The sequence below is a fragment of the Lysinibacillus sp. NPDC059133 genome (assembly GCF_042755925.1).
Classification (GTDB): domain Bacteria; phylum Bacillota; class Bacilli; order Bacillales_A; family Planococcaceae; genus Lysinibacillus.
Map to the genome: position 1 here is coordinate 130,651 of NZ_JBHZDH010000001.1, position 22,605 is coordinate 153,255.

The 22,605-nt window shown below is 38.1% G+C and carries 19 protein-coding genes; 14 read left to right on the top strand and 5 right to left on the bottom strand.

The window, feature by feature from the left end:
* The 3 genes from ACFXN8_RS00640 to ACFXN8_RS00650 all read left to right on the top strand — a co-directional run.
* Positions 1-253, top strand: a 253-nt coding sequence (locus tag ACFXN8_RS00640; protein ID WP_386841940.1) for a chemotaxis protein CheY, incomplete at its 5' end; no start/stop codon positions are given.
* 22 nt (positions 254-275) lie between these two features.
* Positions 276-1,397: an LLM class flavin-dependent oxidoreductase gene (locus ACFXN8_RS00645; RefSeq protein WP_386841942.1), complete on the top strand. Its 1,122-nt coding sequence runs from the start codon at positions 276-278 to the stop codon at positions 1,395-1,397.
* Between the two features lie 14 nt (positions 1,398-1,411).
* The gene (locus ACFXN8_RS00650) at positions 1,412-2,737 is read left to right on the top strand and encodes an LLM class flavin-dependent oxidoreductase (protein WP_386841944.1); all 1,326 of its coding nucleotides are present in this window, start codon (positions 1,412-1,414) and stop codon (positions 2,735-2,737) included.
* 258 nt (positions 2,738-2,995) lie between these two features.
* Here ACFXN8_RS00650 and ACFXN8_RS00655 read toward each other — a convergent pair whose 3' ends face one another.
* Positions 2,996-3,484, bottom strand: a complete 489-nt coding sequence (locus ACFXN8_RS00655; RefSeq protein ID WP_376071780.1) for a flavin reductase family protein — start codon at positions 3,482-3,484, stop codon at positions 2,996-2,998.
* Positions 3,485-3,689: 205 nt separating this feature from the next.
* On the opposite strand from ACFXN8_RS00655, the gene ACFXN8_RS00660 reads away from it, so the two are divergent.
* The gene (locus tag ACFXN8_RS00660) at positions 3,690-4,475 is read left to right on the top strand and encodes a VOC family protein (RefSeq protein ID WP_386841947.1); all 786 of its coding nucleotides are present in this window, start codon (positions 3,690-3,692) and stop codon (positions 4,473-4,475) included.
* A 73-nt stretch (positions 4,476-4,548) separates the two neighbouring features.
* On the opposite strand, the gene ACFXN8_RS00665 is transcribed toward ACFXN8_RS00660, so the two are convergent.
* Complete coding sequence (locus ACFXN8_RS00665; protein WP_376071786.1) at positions 4,549-4,749, bottom strand: cold-shock protein; 201 nt, start codon at positions 4,747-4,749, stop codon at positions 4,549-4,551.
* Between the two features lie 213 nt (positions 4,750-4,962).
* Between ACFXN8_RS00665 and ACFXN8_RS00670 the strand changes: the two genes are divergently transcribed.
* Complete coding sequence (locus ACFXN8_RS00670) at positions 4,963-6,642, top strand: formate--tetrahydrofolate ligase (protein WP_386841949.1); 1,680 nt, start codon at positions 4,963-4,965, stop codon at positions 6,640-6,642.
* Between the two features lie 134 nt (positions 6,643-6,776).
* On the opposite strand, the gene ACFXN8_RS00675 is transcribed toward ACFXN8_RS00670, so the two are convergent.
* Complete coding sequence (locus ACFXN8_RS00675; protein ID WP_376071792.1) at positions 6,777-6,995, bottom strand: hypothetical protein; 219 nt, start codon at positions 6,993-6,995, stop codon at positions 6,777-6,779.
* A 302-nt stretch (positions 6,996-7,297) separates the two neighbouring features.
* Between ACFXN8_RS00675 and ACFXN8_RS00680 the strand changes: the two genes are divergently transcribed.
* From ACFXN8_RS00680 to ACFXN8_RS00720, 9 genes are all read left to right on the top strand, one after another.
* The gene (locus ACFXN8_RS00680; protein WP_386841952.1) at positions 7,298-9,334 is read left to right on the top strand and encodes a hydantoinase/oxoprolinase family protein; all 2,037 of its coding nucleotides are present in this window, start codon (positions 7,298-7,300) and stop codon (positions 9,332-9,334) included.
* Positions 9,335-9,337: 3 nt separating this feature from the next.
* Entirely contained in the window at positions 9,338-11,017 is a 1,680-nt protein-coding gene (locus tag ACFXN8_RS00685; protein WP_386841954.1) for a hydantoinase B/oxoprolinase family protein, read from the top strand.
* 16 nt (positions 11,018-11,033) lie between these two features.
* Positions 11,034-11,786 (top strand): IclR family transcriptional regulator, encoded by a 753-nt coding sequence (locus ACFXN8_RS00690; protein WP_386841956.1) that lies wholly within the window; start codon positions 11,034-11,036, stop codon positions 11,784-11,786.
* Positions 11,787-11,808: 22 nt separating this feature from the next.
* Entirely contained in the window at positions 11,809-13,383 is a 1,575-nt protein-coding gene (locus ACFXN8_RS00695; RefSeq protein ID WP_386841959.1) for an OPT/YSL family transporter, read from the top strand.
* A gap of 16 nt (positions 13,384-13,399) precedes the next feature.
* Positions 13,400-14,443, top strand: a complete 1,044-nt coding sequence (locus ACFXN8_RS00700; protein ID WP_386841961.1) for an S-methyl thiohydantoin desulfurase domain-containing protein — start codon at positions 13,400-13,402, stop codon at positions 14,441-14,443.
* A gap of 770 nt (positions 14,444-15,213) precedes the next feature.
* Complete coding sequence (locus tag ACFXN8_RS00705) at positions 15,214-15,852, top strand: HD domain-containing protein (RefSeq protein ID WP_376071810.1); 639 nt, start codon at positions 15,214-15,216, stop codon at positions 15,850-15,852.
* Between the two features lie 1,031 nt (positions 15,853-16,883).
* Complete coding sequence (locus ACFXN8_RS00710) at positions 16,884-18,305, top strand: anion permease (RefSeq protein ID WP_376071813.1); 1,422 nt, start codon at positions 16,884-16,886, stop codon at positions 18,303-18,305.
* A gap of 243 nt (positions 18,306-18,548) precedes the next feature.
* On the top strand, positions 18,549-20,435 hold the full coding sequence (locus ACFXN8_RS00715; RefSeq protein ID WP_386841964.1) for an ABC-F family ATP-binding cassette domain-containing protein: 1,887 nt from the start codon (positions 18,549-18,551) through the stop codon (positions 20,433-20,435).
* Between the two features lie 12 nt (positions 20,436-20,447).
* On the top strand, positions 20,448-21,572 hold the full coding sequence (locus ACFXN8_RS00720) for a conserved virulence factor C family protein (protein ID WP_386841966.1): 1,125 nt from the start codon (positions 20,448-20,450) through the stop codon (positions 21,570-21,572).
* Positions 21,573-22,046: 474 nt separating this feature from the next.
* Here ACFXN8_RS00720 and ACFXN8_RS00725 read toward each other — a convergent pair whose 3' ends face one another.
* Together ACFXN8_RS00725 and ACFXN8_RS00730 are read right to left on the bottom strand one after the other, a co-directional pair.
* Complete coding sequence (locus ACFXN8_RS00725) at positions 22,047-22,241, bottom strand: DUF6980 family protein (protein WP_386841968.1); 195 nt, start codon at positions 22,239-22,241, stop codon at positions 22,047-22,049.
* Positions 22,242-22,298: 57 nt separating this feature from the next.
* Entirely contained in the window at positions 22,299-22,544 is a 246-nt protein-coding gene (locus ACFXN8_RS00730; protein WP_386841970.1) for a cold-shock protein, read from the bottom strand.
* Positions 22,545-22,605 lie beyond the last annotated feature (61 nt).

The following is a 22,605-nucleotide window of genomic DNA, read 5'->3' on the forward strand; positions in this document are numbered from 1 at the left end:
TTTAACAGAAGGTCGCCGTGGTGCAGCACTACGTTTAGCCATTGAAAAGGGCGCAACGACATTTGTTGCACCACCCGAAACGTTTTGTGAACGTTCTTATGCAAAAGCACAAAGTGAAAACATTCAATTTTATCACCTGAAAAGTAATACCCCCTATGAAGCATTTACATCAGCACTAGCGAATGGAGAGATTTCACTTTCTACGACATTACCAGAAGCGGAAATTTTACCAAGCGCACCTGTAACAAAATAATAAAAGATATGGAGGAATGAGCATGGTTGAATTTATTACAATGGCCCCGACTTCAGGAGATAGTGAGTATGTAGGAGGTCCATCGAAGGACAAAAATATTGATGGTTGGACTGGTACTGGTACGGATGCCAATCGTGAACCGTCTGTTGACTATATTACACAAGTTGCACAGGCTGCAGAACGTGGAGGTTTCTCAACGTTATTACTGCCAATTGGTGGCTTATGTATCGACTCACTTGTTGCGGCATCACATTTAACAGCAAGAACCGAAACTTTAAAATTTTTATATGCAGTTCGTCCAAGTTCAACAGCACCGACGATTTTGGCAAAGCAGTTTGCTTCCATTGATGAATGGTCGAATGGTCGTATCAACGTTAACATCGTCACAGGTGGTTCACCACAGGAGTTAGCAAGTGATGGGGATTTACTATCTCACACAGAGCGCTATCGTCGCACACGAGAATATATCTATATCTTAAAACGACTTTTTGCGGGCGAGAAATTTGATTTTAACGGTGAATTCTATCAGTTAAAAGGTGCGTATTTACCACGATTACCAAAACAAACACCACCTATTTTCTTTGGAGGTTCCTCGGATGTAGCAAAAGCGGTGGCGGCAGATTTAGCTGATGTATACATGCTATGGGGTGAAACAATAGAAAATACGAAAGCAGAAATTGATTCGGTGAAGGCGCTCGCGTCACAAAAAGGGCGAGAGCTGTCGTATAGTTTTTCATTCCAAGTGGTCATTGGTGATACAGAAGAAGAAGCATGGGCGAAAGCAAATAAGCTCATTAGTCAGGTAGATCCAGAATTTTTAGCATTTAAACATCAACAAACACTAGCAAATGGGGCAGTGGGTGTGAATCGTTTGCATACGTTAATGGTGGCGTCAAAAGACAATAATTTTGTCATTGGACCAAACTTATGGGCGGGTTTAACGCAAGTATTGTCTGGTAATTCCATTGCATTAGTAGGCACACCAGACCAAGTTGCAGCACGTATCGTTGAATATGCGGATTTAGGCTTTGATAAAGTGCTATTACGCGGATTCCCTCATTTAGAGACCATCGAAGAAGTTGGCCAAAAAGTAATTCCACGTGTTCGAGCGTTATTAGCGGAGCGCGAAGCAAAAGTTGTATAAGGAGGAATGGACCGATGACAAAAAAACAGATGAAACTAGGCGTCTTTTTAATGGGCACAGGGCATCATATTGCCTCATGGCGTCATCCAGATGTGCCGAGCGATGCAAGTGAAAGTATTGCATTTTTTCAGCACATCGCACAAGTGGCGGAAGCTGGAAAACTAGATATGTTATTTTTAAGCGATGGGCTATCGTTTAACCATTTATCGCATCCGGCTGAACTTGTGCGCTTTGAACCGTTAACATTGCATGCGGCATTATCAACCGTGACGAAAAATATCGGCTTAACAGCAACGGCTTCGACAACATATAATGAGCCATTTCATATAGCCCGGAAATTCTCCTCGCTCGATCATTTAAGTGGTGGTCGTTCAGGATGGAATGTGGTGACATCTTATTACGAAGCAGAGGCGTTAAACTTTAATCAAAATTCACATTTAGACCATACGCTTCGTTATGATCGTGCAGAAGAATTTGTAGAAGTAGTAAAGAGGTTATGGGACAGCTGGGAGCAAGAGGCGCTTGTCCGAGATAAAGACCTTGGCACTTATTTTGATAAACAGAAGCTACACACCTTAGCTTTTAAGGGCAAGTATTATGCAGTAAAGGGACCATTGAATTCATCTCGGTCTCCACAAGGACGTCCAGTCATAGTACAGGCAGGTTCATCGGAATCGGGCACAGATTTAGCTGCTAAAACAGCCGATGTTATTTTCACAGCCCAGCAAACATTAGAGGATGCGCAGTTCTTCTATAGAAAGCTAAAGGATAAGGCCATAGCCTTTGGGCGCAATGCAGATGATGTGAAAATTATGCCCGGTGTGTCACCGTATGTAGGTGATACAGAGGAAGAGGCCTATGCGAAATACGAACAATTGCAAAGTCTGATTACACCTGAAATTGGCTTGGATTTCCTGTCAGATTATTTAGGGGGCTTTGATTTTTCAGGCTATGATCTAGATGGCCCACTACCGAAAGATATTCCGCTGACGAACGGTAATCAAAGTCGTCAACAGTTGATTGTGGCGTTGGCGGAGCGCGAGCAGCTGTCCATTCGTGAATTGTATTTACGTATTGCAGGCTCACGCGGGCATCGTTTAATTTTTGGGACGCCTGAACAAATTGCCGATCAGCTAGCGGAATGGATGGATAAAGGTGCAGCGGATGGTTTTAATATTATGCCGCCATATTTCCCAGATGGATTTACTGATTTTGTGGAAAAGGTAGTGCCTATTCTACAACAACGAGGTATTTTCCGTACAGCATACGAGGGTACAACATTACGAGAAAATTTAGGTTTACCACAGGTGTTGTCACGTTATGACAAGGTAGAAGTTTAACTTCTTTCAGCAAATGTTTTCTGTAGCGAAAGCGAAGCGTCAGCTACAAATGTTCTGGTAGCGAAAGCGAAGCGTCAGCTACAAATGTTCTGGTAGCGAAAGCGAAGCGTCAGCTACAAATGTTTTGGTAGCGACAGCGGAGCTTATGAGAGATTCGGACGAGATTTTTGAAATTAAAAGAGCGGAAAAATACGTCAAAAAAACAGGATGATTACAACGAATCATCCTGTTTTTTGCGTATATATTTCGTGCAATAGCCTATTCATAAAAACTTTTTGGAATTTCACCAATATGTCTGCGATGATACAGTAAAGGTTCCTTTTGTGCATCATCAATTTCTAGGACCTGCCCAATAAATATCGTATGATCTCCAGCGTCGATTTGCTGAAACGTTTTGCATTGTAAAATGGCTGCGGTATCATGCAAAACCGGTAGACCTAAAGCAGAGATTGACCATTTAGCCTGTGCGAAGCGATCTGGGATTTTACTTGAAAATAGCGTACATAAGTGTTCTTGATTGTTCGCTAAAATATTAACAGCAAACTTTTGAGCTACTGTAAAATATGGATGCAGCTGTGATTTTTTATCGAGCGACCACAAAATAAGGAGTGGATTTATGGAAACGGATGCAAAGGAATTGACAGTTAAGCCAAAAGGCTCATTTGCGTCATTACAAGCAGTGACAACCGTAACGCCTGTTGGATAATTACCTAATGCTAGTTTAAAAGCAGCTACTTTGTCTGTCATTCTAATCACCTCTTCATTGATTTATGGAAATGAAAAATCTTTGCTGATGCACCATCAGCATTTCAATCATTTCGTTGCTGAGCATTTAAATATAGCGGTCATAAAATATAGTAACTTCTTAATAATTATAATATTCTTAATTTTATTTTAAACCAACAAAACTAACAGGTAAAGTATATAATAGAGAAAAAAAGGGGGGATAGTCATGACTTTATATTTTGACCATCTAGTTCATCAAGTTCAATCACCAGAGAATACAAAGATTTTCTTAAATAAACGTAATATCCATACAGTTAACGGTGGTCAACATACAATGTGGGGGACATACAATACGTTAAGCTACTTTGGATTAAACTATATTGAGCAAATAGCCATTTATGATCGTCATTTATTTGAAAATGCAGTGAAATTGCCTTATTCACTACATTATACGTTTAAGCATACAAACGAGCGCTATGGTTTTTCAAGAATTGCGTTACGTACAAAAAATATTAAGGAAGAGGGACAACGTTTGCGTGCACTTGGCTTCGAAGTATATGGACCTGATGCTTGTAGTCGTACAAGACCAGACGGCTCCGTAGTTGAATGGAAGCTATTGCATTTTGGGAAGCCAGGGCTGGAAATTGATTTCCCATTTTTGATTGAGTGGGCTGATACAGATGAGGAACGTGTTGCGCAATTAAAAGCAAATGGAGCCATTAAGACCGATCAACCCATATCGATGGAATCTGTACAATTTTATGTAAAAGATGTGCAAGCTACGGTGAAACTATGGAGGGAAGTATTACAATTACCAGAGCCTGAACAACAAGAACAGTTTATTTCCTTACATTTACCAAATATTCGCCTAGATTTTTATGACGAAGTTACTGCTGCTACTATGGCGCTAGGTCATTTAAATAAAGGGCCGTTTGGGGTTACACTTAAGGATACTGATAGAACGAAGGAAACGCTAGTTTTTCCAGGAGCTTTTTATTGGATCAATAGCTGAGGAGAGTTTAAAAGATCTATGAAGAGCATTTGAAAAAAAGGAGCCGTTCATCAAACGAACAGCTCCTTTGTACTTAAAATTTTACAACATTTGACGCCTGTGGTCCTCGATTGCCTTCCACCACATCAAATGATACCTTTTGACCGTCTTCAAGTGTACGGAAGCCTTCCTCCTGGATTCCCGTAAAATGTACAAAAACATCTTCTCCATCATCACATTCAATAAAGCCATAACCTTTTTCATTATTGAACCACTTTACGATTCCCTTTTGCATAAGCATTCGCCTCCCATGCGCTTGAAAGTAGAATAAAATCAATTAAGTCGTGACATAACCTGCGAAAATGTGAAAAAATGCATTTTCATTAAGAACATACATGAATTGAGCAAAGTTGTCAATTGATTGTCGAAATGCTTGTATAACTAACTATGATTTTTTTCACAATTAAGTCTATAATGGAAATTAACAACATAGAAAGTAGGATGCCAAATGACAACGACAAATCAACCTTTATCAGATTTAGAAATCGCAAATCAAGCGGTTATGAAGCCTATTACAGAAATCGCGAAAGATGCAGGTATTCCAGAGGATGCACTTGAGCAGTATGGTCGCTACAAAGCAAAAATTGATCCATTAAAAATAACAGCACATGGTGAGGATGCAAAGGTTGTATTAGTTACTGCCATTAGTCCAACTCCAGCAGGTGAAGGGAAGTCAACTGTAACGGTTGGACTTGCTGATGCACTTCATCAATTGAATAAAAATGTTGTTGTTGCTTTACGTGAGCCTTCACTCGGCCCTGTAATGGGTGTAAAAGGTGGAGCAACAGGTGGTGGATACGCACAGGTTGTACCGATGGAGGATATAAACTTGCATTTCACTGGTGACCTTCACGCGATTACGACGGCGAATAATGCATTATCAGCCTTTATTGATAATCATATCCACCAAGGAAATGCTTTAAACATTGACCCTCGCCGTATTATTTGGAAACGTGTAATGGATTTAAATGATCGCGCCCTTCGTAAAGTTGTTGTGGGTCTAGGTGGTCCTGTGCAAGGGATGCCACGTGAGGACGGCTTTGATATTACCGTTGCATCAGAAATTATGGCAGTCTTTTGTTTAGCTACAAGCATTGAAGATTTACGTGAACGTTTAGCAAGTATCGTAATCGGTTATACATTTGAGCGTGAGCCTGTTTTCGTACGTGATCTTCAAGTAGAAGGAGCTTTAACTTTATTATTAAAGGATGCCTTCAAACCAAACTTAGTGCAAACACTTGAAGGAACACCTGCCATTATCCATGGTGGACCATTTGCCAATATTGCACACGGCTGTAACTCGATTATGGCGACACAAACGGCTCGCAAGCTAGCTGATATTGTTGTGACAGAAGCAGGTTTCGGTTCAGATTTAGGTGCTGAAAAATTCATGAACATTAAAGCACGTAAAGCAGGCTTTAAACCAAGTGCCGTTGTCATTGTGGCTACTATTCGTGCCTTAAAAATGCATGGCGGTGTACCAAAAACAGAGCTTGTAGGCGAAAATGTTGATGCGCTTTTACAAGGAATTGAAAATTTAGCTAAACATGTCGACACGGTTCGTACATTTGGTGTTGAACCGATTATCGCTTTAAATCGTTTTATTACGGACACAGAAGCTGAGTTAGAAGCAGTCCTGAACTGGTGTCAAGAAAATCATGTTCGTATTGCTCGTACAAATGTTTGGGAAGAAGGCGGTAAAGGTGGATTAGCCTTAGCTGAGCAAGTAGTAGCCGTATTAGAAGAAGAAAATAACTTCTCTCCCTTATACGATGTAACAGAGTCCGTTGAAGAAAAAGTTCGTACAATTGTTCAAAAAGTGTATGGTGGGAAAGATGTACAATTTACCGAACAAGCGAAAAAACAAATTGCTCAAATCGAAAAATTCGGCTGGGATTCTCTACCGATTTGTATGGCGAAAACACAGTATTCTTTATCCGACCAACCAAGTCTTTTTGGACGTCCAGAAGGCTTTACCATCACAATCCGTGAAGTGATACCAAAACTTGGTGCGGGATTCTTAGTTTGTCTTACAGGCGATATTATGACAATGCCAGGTTTACCAAAAGCACCAGCTGCCTTACGCATGGATGTAGATAATGAAGGACATGCGGTAGGGTTGTTCTAATTGATACAAAAAAATTAACGTTAAAGCTGCTCCTTTTTCTAATAGGGGCAGCTTTTAACTTTTTTCAGCGGGTGTACAAACAACCGCTGAAAGAAGTTAAAGCCTCCGGCGGATTTTTAGAAAGTTCAAAGTAGTTAGGCTCCATATCGAATCAGTAAAAAGCTAGCCAACCATAAAAAAATGGCTACTCGAATGATTAGATCCATTGTCAATTCAAAGGCAGAAAGCTTTCTTTCTCGTTTTACCTTTTTAAGAAGTCTAACGGAAAAAGCAGAACATAGAAGTAGAACGGCAATAGATAGTTCATATATGTTTTCTAAAAGGCTTGTATTTTCTAAAAGATTTTTCAACAAAATCATCCTCTCTTTTAGAGGTTATGAGCTATTCCATTGTATTATGTAGGCACTCTGGTGTATGATCAGGGGCCTTTTTTGTGTTTACATATCAAGTTAAATTTACGCAAAGTAATATAGGAACTCTATTGTAAAAGTACACCCAATATTGGAAAGAAAAAAGTGGATTTTTATCACAAATCTCATTGTTAAATAAATTTTTATTAAAAATAGATTGAATTTTCTTTTTATTTTAAATATAATTTACTTAATTTATTAATTGGAACACTGTTCCGATAATAGGAACACGGAGGGATGAAGAGTTGAAAATCGCAACAGATATTGGCGGTACCTTTACCGACCTAGTTTACACGGATGAGAAGGGAAATCTTCAGTTTGACAAGGGGCATACGACTCCAGGTCATTTTGAGAACGGCATATTAAATGTATTAGGACGACATGTAACGGAAGATTCTCTTATTGAATCATTTATTCATGGTTCAACAGTCATTATTAATACATTAACGGAAAGAAAAGGGGGCGTAGTTGGATTAATTACGACGAAAGGTTTCCGTGACGTGCTAGAAATTGCCCGTGGGAACCGACCAGACCTATACAATTTTAAATATAAGAAGCCAAAACCTTTTGTTGAGCGCTATTTACGACAAGAAATCGCTGAGCGAATCGATTTTAAAGGTAATGTTATGAAGGCACTTAATGCTGAGGAAATAGGTAATATCGTACGTGAATTTAAAGAATTGGGTGTAGAGGCCATAGCAATTTCACTAATTCATGGCTATAAAAATCCAATACATGAATTAAAGCTTAAAGAAGAAATTTTAAAAATTTGGCCAGAGGTGTATATTACACTTTCGAGTGAAACGATTAAGGAATATCGCGAATATGAAAGAACGAATACAACAGTTTTAAATTCATACGTTAAGCCAATTGCACACGCGTATTTAAAAAGTTTAAAAGAAAAATTAAACACAATCGGTATTACAGATCATTTGAAAATTATGCAATCCAATGGTGGTACAACTAGCTTTGATAAAGCAATGGAATTGCCGATCAATCTTGTGGAATCTGGTCCAGTAGCTGGTATGTTTGGGGCAGCGAAATTAGGTGAACTTTTAAATGAATCCAATATTATCGCTTTTGATGTTGGCGGAACGACTGCAAAATGTTCGCTAATTACAAATGGAAAAGTAAATGTCACAACAGATTACTATATTGAAAGAAATGAAAAGTTTGCAGGCTATCCGATTAAAACTCCAGTTGTTGATATCGTGGAAATTGGCAATGGCGGTGGTTCCATCGCTCGTTTGGATCAATTCGGCTCCTTAAAAGTTGGTCCAGATTCTGCTGGTGCGAATCCAGGACCAGTTGCATATGGCTTAGGTAATACACAGCCAACGATTACGGATGCAAATATTTATTTAGGAAGATTATCATTAGAAAACTTCGATAATCCAGTGTCTATTGACAAAGTGGAGGAGGCACTTATAGAAGCAATCGCTAAACCGTTTAATGTGACAGCAGAGGAGGCAGCACAAGGGATTTTAGATACTGCCAACTCTAATATGTTAAATGCCCTGAAACTAATTTCTATTCGTAAAGGCTATGACCCTGAAGATTTTACAATGGTTGCCTTTGGTGGCGGTGGTCCTCTACATGCGATTAATTTAGCAGAAGAACTGGGCATGAAAAAAGTCATTATTCCATATGGTTCGTCTGTCTTTTCAGCACTAGGAATGATGATGACGGAATACCGACAAGATTATATCCAAACAAGTTTAATGGACTTTGATCATCATCATCTAGCTGATATTCAGAAAAATATCGATGAAGCTATTGAAAATGCCTATGCGGATGCACCTTTGTCAAAAGATCATTATTATTTTGAAATTAATTATGATCTTCGTTATAAAGGCCAAGAACACGCTGTCAAATTGAATGCATCGAATATTGCTATTTATGAAGAAGAGCTTGCTCATTTAGCAGAAGCTTTCCATATTAAACATAAACAGGAGTTCTCTTTTGATTTACCAGAGACGCCCATTGAGTTAGTGAATTTGCATCTTACTATTTACGGAAAAGATGAAGCGGTGCAATTTAAGGAATTAGAATTCTTCCATATTGACACTTCAATATGTATAAAAGCAACACGAAAGTTATACGTCAAGGAAACAGGCTGGGTAGAGGTAAATGTCTATGATCAACAAAAATTAGTACCTGGCTATGTGATTACTGGCCCTGCTATTGTGGAAAGTCCTACGTCTACAGTTGTGATCAATGAAAAACAATCTATTGAAATAGATAAATACGGTAATCTGATTGTAGAGATGGAGGGGAAATAAAACATGAAAAAAGACGTTTTTGCTATAGAAATTATTCAGGATTCTTTACTAGCTATTGGTGATGAGATGTTTGTAGCGTTAGCTCGTTCGTCCATGAGTCCAGTTATCTATGAGGTATTGGATTATGCTTGTGGTTTAACAGATGCAAAAGGCAATCTAATCAGCCAAGGTAATGGTGTAACAAGTTTTATCGGGATGCTAAGTCCGATGGTACAACGTGTCATTGAAAAGTTTAATCATGGGGAAGATTTACATGAAGGCGATGTCATTATTATTAATGATCCGTATGTTGGTGGAGGTTCGCATTTATCGGATGTTGGTTTAGTCTTACCAATTTTCTATAAAGGTGAGGTTATCGCTTATTCTGCAAACAAAGCGCACTGGACAGAGGTTGGTGGCATGGATCCAGGTTCATTTACAAGTAATTCGAATGAAATCTATCAGGAAGGTCTACAGTTACCTGGTGTGAAGCTTTATCAGAAAGGCGAGCTCAATGAAGGCATTTATGAAATCATTTCTACGAATGTTCGTTTACCAGAACTATCAATCGGAGATATGTTTGCTCAGGTGGCTGCCTTAAAAACGGGTGAAAAACGAATCACGGAGCTTTGTCAGAAATTCGGTGCCGAATCTGTTAAATTGTCCATTCAAAAATTATTGGACAAGGGTGAAAAAATTGTTGAGCTTGAACTACAACAATTACCAAAGGGCGAATTTTATGCGGAAGACTTTATTGAGGGTGATCCTTTAAAAGGCGGACCTTATCCAATCAAAGTAAAGGTAACCATCAGTGAGGAAGAATTTATGTGTGATTTTAGGGGATCACATCCTGCTGTGAATGTGCCGGTAAACTGCTCACAATTTGGTTTGATGGCCAGTGTGCGCGTGATGTTTCTGGCTTTACTTGGCGATATTGATGTCATAAATGAAGGTGTTTTTAAACGCTTAACGATTATGACAGATGACAATTCTATTGTATCTGCCAAACGTCCGCACCCTGTTTCTATGAACTTTGAGGCACGTATTGGTGCAGCGGATTTAATTTGGAAAGCACTTGCACCTCATTTACCAGAAAGATTGTCAGCAGGTCATTTACAGTCGGTTTGTACATTTATCTTAACAGGTAAAAATCCTGAAAATGATGAGTCATTCCTAATTGTTGAACCATCAGTAGGTGGTTGGGGAGCGTCAAATGATGAGGATGGTCAAAGTGGTCAATATTGTATGGGAGATGGGGAAACATATAATCTTCCTGTTGAAATTGCGGAGACAAAATATGGTATTCAGATTGATGAATATAGCTTAAATTGCGATGGTGCTGGTGCAGGGCAATATAGAGGTGGTGTAGGAGTACGTCGAGTTTATACCGTTAATAATGACGGTCAAAAGGTTTCTGTCAATTTAGGTAGACATCAATTTACCCCATTTGGTTTAAATGATGGTGAAGGAGGATCACATAACTATCTGATCATTCATAAAAAAGATGGTACAAAGGTTGGTCCGGTTGGTGTCCTAGCGAATTATGAATTGCAAAAAGGAGACCGTATAGAGCTTGTCACAGCAACAGGGGGTGGCTATGGCAATCCAAAAGAGAGAAGTACGAAAGCAATTGAAAAAGATTTATTAAACGGATATATTTCTTTAGAGGTAGCTGAAAAACGTTACGGTTACCAAAACGCATAGAAGGAGAAATATATATATGACTGTTAAGACATTAAAAAACTCATTGGATATACTTGAATGCTTCGCAACTACAGAAAACGCATTAGGTGTACGTGAAATTTCACGCATGACAAAATTGCACACAAGTGTTGTGCAAAGAACAATCAATACATTTACAGAAGCAGGCTATTTATTACAGGATGAAGCTACAAAAAAATATAAATTAGGTTATAAAATGTTTATATTTCATGATGCACTCGCCAATACTAGTGACCCACATTTTACAATCTATGAATTGATGCAGAGTCTTGCAAGTGAAATTAATGAGTCAGTATTTCTAACTTATATGGATAAAGAGTATGGTGTCACAACAAAAATTGCTGAAAGTAATAAGAATATAAAGTATGCAGTGTCATTAGGTACAAAAATACCACTTTATATCGGCGCTTCCTGTAAAGTTATGTTTGCCTATTTGGACAAAGAAAGACAGCTTGAATTATTAGCGTATTTTAATGAAGAGCAGTCTGAAATGGAACATGAAAAGCTTCTTAACAATTTTCAAGAAGAGCTGCAAATCATACGACAAAATAATTGGTGCGTCACTGTAGGGGAGTACAACGAACATGCTTTTGGTATTAGTGTGCCATTATTCAATCATAAGAAAGAAATCATGGCATCTCTGACGATTTCTGGATTAGTATATGACTTTGACGATCAAAGGGAGAAATACATGCTTGAACAGTTAGTGAAAATTGCTCATCAAATTCAATCTCACATCTCTAAACTATAACAACAATAGGGGAGCTGACACTATGAATAATAAAGTATTACATCCGCGGGCCTTAGAGCCCGTAACTCTATTAATGATAGTCTTAACATCTGTAGTTGGTGCAATTATAGGGATACAACTGATTACTACTTTAGGGATTTCTGCTAATACATCGATTGTTGGTGCAATATTTGCTATGATTCTTGGTAGAATTCCTATTGGAAAACTGATAGCATTTAAATCAGTGCATAGACAAAACATTATTCAAACTGCGATATCATCAGCTACTTTTAGTGCAGCAAGTAGTTTAATGCTGCCAATTGGTATTCCATATGTTTTAGGCTATGAAAATTTAGTATTACCATTGTTTATTGGTGTTGTTTTAGCGATGTTTGTGGATGCTTTATTATTATATAAATTTTTTGATACAAAGATTTTTCCAGCAACAGGTACTTGGCCACCAGGGATTGCAACTGCTGAAGCGATTAAAGCTGGAGATAAAGGTGGTAAAAATGCAAAGGTTCTAATCGGTGGTGTTTTAGTCGGTATTGTGGGAGCTGTACTGAAAATTCCAATGTCAGCTTTTGGAGTAGCGTTTATCGGGAATATTTGGGCGCTTACAATGTTTGGAATTGGTCTTTTACTAAGAGGCTATTCTGTTCAATTATTTAATGTGGATTTAAACCAATACTATATTCCACATGGAGTTATGATTGGGGCTGGTATTGTAGCACTGGTTCAAGTAGCCTTTACTTTATTGAGTAAAGGGTCTGCTGAAAATTCAGAAAAGTTAATCTATTCAAAAAGTCCGAAAGAAATAAGACAAGGCTTTGGTGCAGGTTTTATCGCATATTTAGTCATTTCGTTAGTGATTGCGCTATTAGGCGGTATGATTTCAAATATGTCTATCGGTATGTTACTAGGTTTCTTACTATTCGCAACAATTGCTGCGTTTGTCCATGAATTAATTGTTGGTATTGCTGCGATGCACGCAGGTTGGTTCCCAGCGTTTGCAGTAGCGTTTATTACACTTATTGTCGGCATTTTGATTGGTTTCCCACCACAAGCACTCGCTTTATTAGCAGGATACAGTGCAGCAACAGGTGTAGCATTCGCAGATATGGGCTATGATCTAAAAACAGGTTTTATTTTACGTGGAAATGGTAGTGACCCCGCATTAGAAAAAGAAGGGCGCAAACAGCAAATGATCGCTGGTATTCTAGCCTTCTCTATTTCTGCCATTGTTGTTTTACTTTCTTATAAATCTTATTTTGCACAAGATTTAGTGGCACCTGTAAATCATGTGTATGCTGCTACAATTCAATCTGGTGTTACAGGTGACGTAGCGAAACAATTATTAATTTGGGCGATTCCAGGCGCATTAATCCAACTTATCGGTGGTTCAAAACGACAAATGGGTATCTTATTTGCGACAGGTTTATTACTTGTCAATCCGATTGCTGGATGGGCTGTTTTAGCAGGGATTTTACTTCGAACTATTTTCACTTATGTGACGAAAGGTAAGAGAGAATCGGAAATGACTGTATTTGCAGCAGGTGTCATTGCTGGAGATGCATTATATAGCTTCTTCTCTTCTATTTTAAAAATAGGAAAATAGAAAGGAGTCATTTGATATGGTAAAAGTTCTAACTTATGAGGATGGTATAGCAGCAGTCTATGGGGGGGCGATTCTAGGAGGCGGTGGTGGTGGTCTCCTTGAGGAAGGTTTGAAACTTGTTGAGGGAATTTTCGCTACAGGTATACCTCAATTAATCGATATAGCGGATTTAGAGGATGAAGATTTAGTCGCATGTGTGGCGATGGTCGGAGCTCCTTCTGCAGCTGATCAATATATTTCACACGAACAGCTTTGTTGGAGTTATGAAAGTATGAATACGTATATGGGCGACCGTCTAAAAGGTATTATTACAAACGAGAATGGTGCCATTACAACGATTAATGGGTGGTTGCAATCCGTTTTATTGAACGTACCAGTTTTGGATGCCCCCTGTAACGGTCGAGCACATCCAACTGGTATCATGGGTTCATTGAATTTACATGAACAGAAAGATTATAAATCTATGCAATTTTATGCAGGTGGAAAAAATGAATTTGCAATTCAAGGCTTTATAGAGGGTGATTTGCAAAATACTGCAAAAGCTGTTCGCAATGCTTCTATTTTAGCTGGTGGAATGGTAGGGGTTACTCGAAACCCTGTAACCATAGGCTATTTAAAGGAAAATGGTGCACCTCATGCTATTTCCGCTGCGATTGAGCTCGGCTATAGCTTTCTGAATGGACAAACAATCGAAGGGAAATTAGAAAATGTTATTCATCAGTTGAATGGTAAGCACATCATTTCTGGAATCGTGACGGACTATTCGCTAACAAAAGAAAATGGCTTTGACGTTGGAAAATTAAAGGTTGAAGATTTTCATTTAACTTTCTGGAACGAGTATATGACTTTAGCTAAAGAAGGTAATATCCAATCTCAATTTCCAGACCTCATCATGACTTTTGATACGGAAAAAATGATCCCAGTACCGAGCGCAAGCATTAAAGAAGGTATGCACGTTGTTGTTATTTTAGTTGATCAACTTAATCTGAACTTAAGTACAACGATGAAAAATGAGGCGCTGTTACAGGAGATTGATGAGGTTATTAAAGCTGTTCTATAAATGAGTTGAAAAAATAGAAAAAAACAATAAAAGCTGCCATCATCTACAATAAATAAGATGGGCAGCTTTTATTGTTTCTTCAGCGGGTTGGTATTACATAACATAACTATCGTTCCTACTTCCTTCATAACTTAATACTTCATTTACGGCTTAAATAAAATTCGAAAAAAATGTTGCCTAAAAAAGAATTCTCTAGTCTAGTTAGCACGACTCTGATGATTTGACTTTTCGCAAATGTTGGCAAGAAACTGGTATGCTATTTGCCATTAATGGGAGGAGTTACGTTCACACATATTCAGGATAATGAATAGAAGAAGGTAACGTCGATTAATGATAAAAATATCACACGCTTGCGACATATGCTCAAAGCTTTCTTGGTCGTGAAAATAAGATAATTGTTTGTTCACTTATCTCGTCATGTACATTCACTATGCGGGTTAAAACAAAGAATTTCTAAGGGAAAGTGTTCACTTTTATTTGTTTAGATGATTGGTTTTCACTATACGCATGTCATCTTTCAACACAGTATTCAATTGTAAAGCCCGCTGAAGTTGTTAAATCTGTCAAAACATAGTTCTTGTACATCACTGAAATAGTGAGCTACAGAACAAGGTTAAATGTTCTGTACATTCACCTTACAATATTCTGAAAAATTTGTCAATTGAAATCAACTTTCTATATTGTTTTTTTTAGCCTCGTGGTTACTTAATAATTGCCAACTATTCTAAGCAATACAGTATAATAAAGTATGAAGGGACTGAACAAAGATTATGAACATTTTAATGGACAAAGTACGGGGAATTTACGAACAATTTGATGCTAGTCATGATTTTCAACATATTGAACGTGTTTATCGAAATGCGTTAGCGATATTACAAACAGAGTCAGAAGCGGATGCAGAAGTTGTGAAAATTGTTGTGCTCTTGCATGATGTGAGTGATAAAAAGTATACCGATAGCAAAGAGCAAGAAAATAAGCTGATTGCCGAGCTACCTTTAAGTGAAGAAAAAAAGCAACATATTCGGGATTGCATCGAACAAGTATCGTTTAATGGTGGCAATGAATTAGAAGCAACTTCTCTCGAAGCAAAAATAGCACGGGATGCAGATCGTTTAGATGCGATTGGAGCAATCGGTATTGCACGTACGTTTGCTTTTGGTGGGGCTAAGGGTCGAAAGCTTTATGATAAAGAAGAGGATGCACGTACGAATATGACAGAGGACGAGTATCGTAGTAAAAATACATCCTCAGTTACCCATTTTTATGAGAAGCTATTATTGCTAAAGGATTTAATGATTACAGAGAAGGGCAAACAAATGGCTGAAGAACGCCATCAATTTATGGTGCAGTTTTTAGAGCAATTACAAAATGAGATAGTTGAGATTCCCACCCCTAAAGGGACAAGCTGACTAATGTCAGTGGGATTCCTGAGTAACTAAGCGTTCGCAGTCCATTTCTGTTTTGAACAGCTCTCAAGATTGGGGTATCCCATTACCCCTCCCTATCCAGTGCATATAGCAGATAGGGCTACGCTACTGTTACCATAGCGTATAGTTGGTTCGTTCCATGTGTTTTAGCGTCTTTTTCATGACGACACATATTGTTTTACCGATAGCATGAATTAGGCTATCGAACCATATACAATATCCAATTTTCAATGAACGAGCGTGTTTTAAAGACTTTTACTTGTCTATACATGAAGGATAACACCCTTTCAGACAATTAAGGTAGCAATAGTTACCTCTTGTCTGACCTCACTTTCATCCCATGTCTAAAGACGGGCTATACCCGGCATGGGCTTTCTCATTCGGAAAATCTGTAAGTAATTCAAGACAAAAAATATGAGCACTCTAAATATAGATGTCTCCCTAAAAAATCCGTTGTCTTTCTTAATAGACAACGGATTTTTAGGGATGAACAATTTTGATAGAGCATGAACAAAAACGTGTAAGTTTATTTATTTTACTTTAGCTTGAGCAGGATACGAGTCTGCAATCGTACCATCACTGTGAAACCCTGTCCGTCTTTTTTCTGAACATCCTGTCATTAACATAATAAAACTCAACTACGTTAAACCTACTGTGGATTCTTCAAATTCATTCCCTCCTCCAATATTTCTTTTGCATGGAAGCTAATTTAAATGCTATTCGTATCTTTTTAGTGGATCTTTCACATGCTAATTTCAATAAAAATGATGCTGTCAAAAGTTTTCGGAATAAAGAAATTAATATAAAAAATGGATATTTACAACGAAAGATTATTTTTTTTCTAAAAAATGAGCCAAAACTCTTTTCATTCATTACGTAAAGCATATATAATTACTTATGTTTTTTCGACAATGGGGATCTTGGATTTGGTCTATATTTCATTCAAATAGTAGATCGTGGGAGAAATCGCCTTTTAAATATATTGGGGTAACCGTCAAAGGAGTCTTAACATCATGAAAGAAGCAAAAAGCGGAGTCAAATGGGTTCCTTTCTTCATTTCCCTTGCTGTTGGCGTGGCTATCTGGTTTTGTCCAGTACCTTCAGGAGTAGAGGAAAAAGCGTGGCATCTGTTTGCTATTTTTGTGGCGACAATAATAGGATTTATAACAAAACCGTTGCCAATGGGAGCGATATCCTTTATTGCTATGGCTACGATTGCCATAACTAATACATTAACTATAGAAGAGACATTAAGCGGTTTTGGCAATTCAACGATTTGGCTAATTGTTATTGCTTTCTTTATTTCTCGTGGATTTATTAAAACGGGACTAGGAGAACGAATTGCCTATGTATTTGTTCGTCTTTTTGGGAAAAAAACTTTGAGTCTGTCTTATTCTTTATTAGCGAGTGACCTAATATTAGCACCTGCTATTCCAAGTAATACAGCTCGTGCTGGTGGTGTAATTTTTCCAATCATCCAGTCATTATCCCATACTTTCGGATCTAAACCGGAAGACGGGACAGAGCGTAAGATGGGTGCCTTTCTTTTGAAGGTAGGGTTTCAAGGGAATTTAATCACGTCTGCGATGTTTATGACAGCCATGGCCGCGAACCCTTTAATTGTAAAGCTAGCAAGTGATTCAGCTGGGGTAACGATTACTTGGTTTGGTTGGGCATTGGCTATGATTGTCCCTGGGTTAACAGCATTAATCGTTGTTCCTTATGTTATTTATAAAATTTATCCGCCTCAAATCAAGGAAACACCAGAGGCAGCAGCAATCGCTAAACAGAAACTGGATGAATTTGGTCCACTGAAAAGTTCTGAAAAACGAATGATCGTAGTATTTGTTGTTGTGTTGTCGTTATGGATTGGTGGAGACTACTTAGGAATTGGTGCTACTACAGCAGCTCTTATAGGTCTTTCATTGCTTTTATTGTTAGATGTATTAACATGGGCAGATATCAAAAAGGAAGAAGGCGCATGGGATACACTAATTTGGTTTGCAACGCTATTTATGATGGCATCTTTTATGAACAAACTAGGGCTGATTCCATGGTTTAGTAATGAAGTGGGTGGACTGGTATCTGGGTATAGTTGGATATGGGCTGTTGTTATATTAGCATTAGTCTATTTCTATTCTCATTATTTCTTTGCGAGTTCCACAGCCCATATTAGTGCGATGTATGCAGCATTTTTATCTGTTATGCTGCAAGCGGGAGCACCTGCCATGTTGGCAGCTATATTATTAGCAGCATTTAGTAATTTATTTGGCGCCACTACTCATTATGGTTCTGGTCCAGCACCGGTCTTCTTTGGTGCAGGTTATATTGATCAAAAAAAATGGTGGACAGTTGGATTTGTAGTTTCCGTTGTTACCATCCTAATTTTTGTTATAGTAGGAGGACTATGGTGGAAGCTTCTTGGTTATTGGTGAAATAATTAGCTTCTGTATCCGGATAGAACATGTTCTATCCGGATATTTTTTTGAGATTTTTAACCCTTCTTTATTTTGCAGTTAATGGGGGAGGTATTTTTTTAGATGGCTAGAAGAGTTTGTTGTCCTTTGTTTACCTGTCATTTGGTGTTATGATAAAAATGGATATCAATAATAAACTACATATTAAAAAAGTAGTATGGACACTAAACAACACCTAAATGAAAGAGATGGACAAGTGTAATGAGTCATTTAATTGTACAAAATTTAACGAAAACAGTGGGCGATAAAACGCTCTTTCAAAATATTGAATTTACGATTTATGAGGGGGAGCGAGCTGGGCTAATTGGTATTAATGGTACTGGTAAATCCACATTGCTTTCTATTTTAGCAAATGAAATCGAAGCGGATTCAATGGAAGTTGACCGCCCAAATAAATATCGTGTTGCATATTTACCACAGGAGCCTACTTTTAATGGTGGCGAAACTGTGTTACAGGCAGTGTTTGCAGGGGATTCACCTATTTTAAAACTGAATCGTGAATATGAGGAAACGGTTGCTGCACTTGCATTAAATCCGACTTCAGAAAGTTTACAAAAAACGTTATTTAGCTTGCAACATCGTATGGATGAAGAGCAGGCATGGGATGTCAATGCACTTGCTAAGACAGCGCTTACGAAGCTTGGAATTGAAATGTTTGATAAAGAAGTATTAACACTGTCAGGCGGTCAGCAAAAGCGCGTTGCTTTAGCTAAAGTTTTAATCGAGCCGGCAGATCTTTATTTATTAGACGAGCCTACCAACCATTTAGATGTGCAGTCAACAGAGTGGCTGCAGGAAATGGTGTTACGATTAAAGGGAGCAGTTATATTTATTACCCATGATCGTTATTTCTTAGACGAGCTGTCTACGCATATTTACGAGCTGGCTGATCAAACATTATACCGCCATACGGGGAATTATGGGGATTATTTAGAGTCTCGCGCTATTCGTGAGGAAATGAAAGCAGCCTCTGCCCAAAAAGATCGCAACCGCTATCGCTCAGAATTAAAATGGATTCGTCGTGGTGCAAAAGCGCGTTCTACGAAGCAAAAGGCACGTATCCAGCGCTTCGAGCAGTTAGAGGATAACTTGGAGCGTAAATCTGAGGATGTTTCTCTTGAAATGGGACTAGCAACAACACGCCTCGGTCGGAAGGTTTTGGAGGCTGAAAGTATTTCAAAGGCATTTGGCCAACAAAAAATCCTTGAAAACTTTTCATTTTTACTACAGCAGGGCGATCGTATTGGTATTATCGGAGCGAATGGTGTAGGAAAATCAACATTATTGAACATGCTAGCAGGAGAGCTGACACCTGATGCTGGTGAAATTCTTGTTGGTTCTACAGTGAAGTTAGCGCATTTTAAACAAACACTACCGAAGATGAATGAAAATGAGCGCATGATTGAATATATTCGTGAGGCTTCAAATGACATCACAGATGCAGAAGGTGTACGTTATTCTGCTGCTCAAATGCTGGAGCGTTTCTTATTCCCACTTCATGCACACGGTACACCTATCGGTAAATTATCGGGTGGAGAACGTAAACGACTGCATTTATTACGATTATTAATGGAGCAACCAAACGTACTGTTACTAGATGAGCCTACAAATGATTTAGATATTGAAACATTAGGTGTGCTCGAGGATTTCATTGAGCGTTTCCCTGGAGTCGTTATAACGATATCCCACGATCGCTTTTTCTTAGATCGAATTGCGAAAAAGCTGTGGATATTAGATGGTCTGGGGCATGTTAATGAGATGCTTGATATTTACAGTGAATATTTACAAAAGCGTGAACAGGAAGCTGCTGTAAAGGTAGAGGCACCAAAAGTCGAAAAACCTAAGACTGAAAAGCCTAAATCGGACAAGAAAAAATTATCCTTTAAAGAGCAAAAAGAATGGGAAACAATTGCTGATGACATAGAAAAGACAGAGACAGCGATTATGGAGACAGAAGAAGGTATTGCTAATGCTGGAGCTGATTTTACAAAGCTACAGGAATTAACGGCGGAGCTAGATGAGCTGAATGCACAATATGAGCATCTTATTGAAAGATGGTCGTATTTAGATGAAATCGTAAATGGATGAGGAGCGATATACATGAAGATTATTACAATTGAACCGACACCAAGCCCTAATTCTATGAAGATTATCGTTGATACAGAGTTACCTTTTGGCAAAAGCTATAATTTTACAAAGGATAATAAAGAGGAAGCAACTGGTGAAGCGGCAGCGATTTTAGCAATCGAAGGTGTTAAAGGTGTTTATCATGTAGCAGATTTCTTTGCTGTTGAGCGTAACGCAAAGTATGCATGGGAAGGTATTTTAGCAAGCATTCGTCAAGTGTTAGGGGAAGATGTACAGGAAGTAAACACAGCACAAGTAGCCAATGAATTTTATGGTGAAGTGTACGTCCATGTGCAGTTTTATAAACAAGTACCGCTTCAAGTAAAGGTATTTGATAATCAACGTGAGCATCGTGTAAGTTGTGGTGAGCGCTTTGTAGAAGCTTTCAATAAAATTATTGAGACAGCAGTTGATGAAAATTATATTTTCCAACGTAAGTGGATTGACTATGGCGTACGTTATGGAGAGCTTGAGGAAATTGCAGAAGCCGTAAAACAAGAAATCAATGTAACATATTCTGAGGAACGTTTAACGGAGATTATTGCAACGATTAATGATTCTGAGAAAACAATTGAGAAGCCAGCTAAGCTAAAAATGACTGTTGAACAGTTTAAGCAACCAGAATGGGAAAAACGTTTCCAATTGCTTGACCAAATGGCAGATCCAGAGCTAGTTGATTTACCACTTTTAGATTTAGCGTTACAAGATGAGCAAATGTCTATTCGTCGATTAGCAACCGTTTATTTAGGAATGATTGAAGATGTGGCAGTTGTTCCATATTTGGAAAAGGCATTACAGGACAAAAGTGCAGCGGTACGTCGAACTGCAGGAGATTGTATGAGTGATCTTGGCTTCGTGGAGTTTGAAGATGCGATGCAGCAAGCATTACAGGATAAAAACAAACTTGTTCGTTGGCGTGCGGCTATGTACTTATATGAAGTCGGTACTGAAAAGTCATTAGGTGCATTAAAGACTGCTGCAGGGGATAAAGAGTTTGAAGTGAAGCTACAAGTAAAAATGGCGATTGCCCGCATCGAACAAGGTGAGGAAGCAAAAGGGTCTGTCTGGAAGCAAATGACAGAATCTCGTCAGCAATAAATTGAAATTTTAATCAGTGACCCGTTAATGGGGATAAAAGAAATAAACCAGCTCTCTGCTATGAATGTAGTTCAACAGAGACGCTGGTTTTCTTTTATTGTTACTTTTGGTAAAAAGTAAAATTATCTACTAATGTTCCAATAAAAATATTAACCTCTGATAAATGATAAAACCAACTTTGTTTCGAAATTGTATACATCTTCATTTAGTGAATAAAGATACCTTTTTCCTTTGTCCAAGTGCAAATCGTATTTCTATATGGCTTCCTTTTCCAGCTGGAAAAATGACGATAAGGAAGTCGCTTGCATGACTACATTTCTTTCGGAAGTTCCAATTTGTCTTTTAATCTTCCAATATAATAGCAGCACAATGTTTTTAAAAGTAGACTGTTTTCTCAAAGTTTGTTACTTCTGGTTTGGCTATCTTCTTCTTCAACAAAAGCACCCGATAGTTGAAGAAGGAAGTATTTAAAATTCAAAGTTTCGAACCACACCAAGGACAAAAATCAATGCTAATAATCGACTTCCTACCATCATGTATTATCAAACCGTAGTCATTATTTTGTTCATAAAAAATGATTATTTTATCAGGACATTCAAACGGATTCTCATGTATTTCACACTTGAAATTTGCATGAAAAGTCATATCCTCACAACAATGGTTTTTCATAATTTCATTTCCCCTTATTTAAGTAAAGCACCCCGTTAGCTGAAGAAGAAGAATTTTTTAGTCAGAAATAACGATTACATTTTCTGCAACTTTCTTTTGGTCAGTAGAACTTGGGTTTTCTACTAAATCAAAGGATACTTTTTGACCTTGTTTAAGGAATCTGAATTCATTCAGAAATCTTTCTTTATCAGGTAAAATCGAACTAAAATGAACAAAAACATGATTTTCATCCTCACCGTCAAGCATGATACGACCATAACCCTGTTCTTCTTTAAACCATTTAACAATTCCCTCTCGTTTCATATCTGTTCGACCTCCAATTCATTTTTTACTCAACTAATCTACGCCGTTAGCACAATAAGCG

What these genes read in the sequence shown, in the direction of transcription:
- ACFXN8_RS00645 (WP_386841942.1), top strand. Translation starts at nt 276, where the DNA reads ATGGTTGAATTTATTACAATGGCCCCGACTTCAGGAGATAGTGAGTAT.
- ACFXN8_RS00650 (WP_386841944.1), top strand. Translation starts at nt 1,412, where the DNA reads ATGACAAAAAAACAGATGAAACTAGGCGTCTTTTTAATGGGCACAGGG.
- ACFXN8_RS00655 (WP_376071780.1), bottom strand. Translation starts at nt 3,484, where the DNA reads ATGACAGACAAAGTAGCTGCTTTTAAACTAGCATTAGGTAATTATCCA.
- ACFXN8_RS00660 (WP_386841947.1), top strand. Translation starts at nt 3,690, where the DNA reads ATGACTTTATATTTTGACCATCTAGTTCATCAAGTTCAATCACCAGAG.
- ACFXN8_RS00665 (WP_376071786.1), bottom strand. Translation starts at nt 4,749, where the DNA reads ATGCAAAAGGGAATCGTAAAGTGGTTCAATAATGAAAAAGGTTATGGC.
- ACFXN8_RS00670 (WP_386841949.1), top strand. Translation starts at nt 4,963, where the DNA reads ATGACAACGACAAATCAACCTTTATCAGATTTAGAAATCGCAAATCAA.
- ACFXN8_RS00685 (WP_386841954.1), top strand. Translation starts at nt 9,338, where the DNA reads ATGAAAAAAGACGTTTTTGCTATAGAAATTATTCAGGATTCTTTACTA.
- ACFXN8_RS00690 (WP_386841956.1), top strand. Translation starts at nt 11,034, where the DNA reads ATGACTGTTAAGACATTAAAAAACTCATTGGATATACTTGAATGCTTC.
- ACFXN8_RS00695 (WP_386841959.1), top strand. Translation starts at nt 11,809, where the DNA reads ATGAATAATAAAGTATTACATCCGCGGGCCTTAGAGCCCGTAACTCTA.
- ACFXN8_RS00700 (WP_386841961.1), top strand. Translation starts at nt 13,400, where the DNA reads ATGGTAAAAGTTCTAACTTATGAGGATGGTATAGCAGCAGTCTATGGG.
- ACFXN8_RS00705 (WP_376071810.1), top strand. Translation starts at nt 15,214, where the DNA reads ATGAACATTTTAATGGACAAAGTACGGGGAATTTACGAACAATTTGAT.
- ACFXN8_RS00710 (WP_376071813.1), top strand. Translation starts at nt 16,884, where the DNA reads ATGAAAGAAGCAAAAAGCGGAGTCAAATGGGTTCCTTTCTTCATTTCC.
- ACFXN8_RS00715 (WP_386841964.1), top strand. Translation starts at nt 18,549, where the DNA reads ATGAGTCATTTAATTGTACAAAATTTAACGAAAACAGTGGGCGATAAA.
- ACFXN8_RS00720 (WP_386841966.1), top strand. Translation starts at nt 20,448, where the DNA reads ATGAAGATTATTACAATTGAACCGACACCAAGCCCTAATTCTATGAAG.
- ACFXN8_RS00725 (WP_386841968.1), bottom strand. Translation starts at nt 22,241, where the DNA reads ATGAAAAACCATTGTTGTGAGGATATGACTTTTCATGCAAATTTCAAG.
- ACFXN8_RS00730 (WP_386841970.1), bottom strand. Translation starts at nt 22,544, where the DNA reads ATGAAACGAGAGGGAATTGTTAAATGGTTTAAAGAAGAACAGGGTTAT.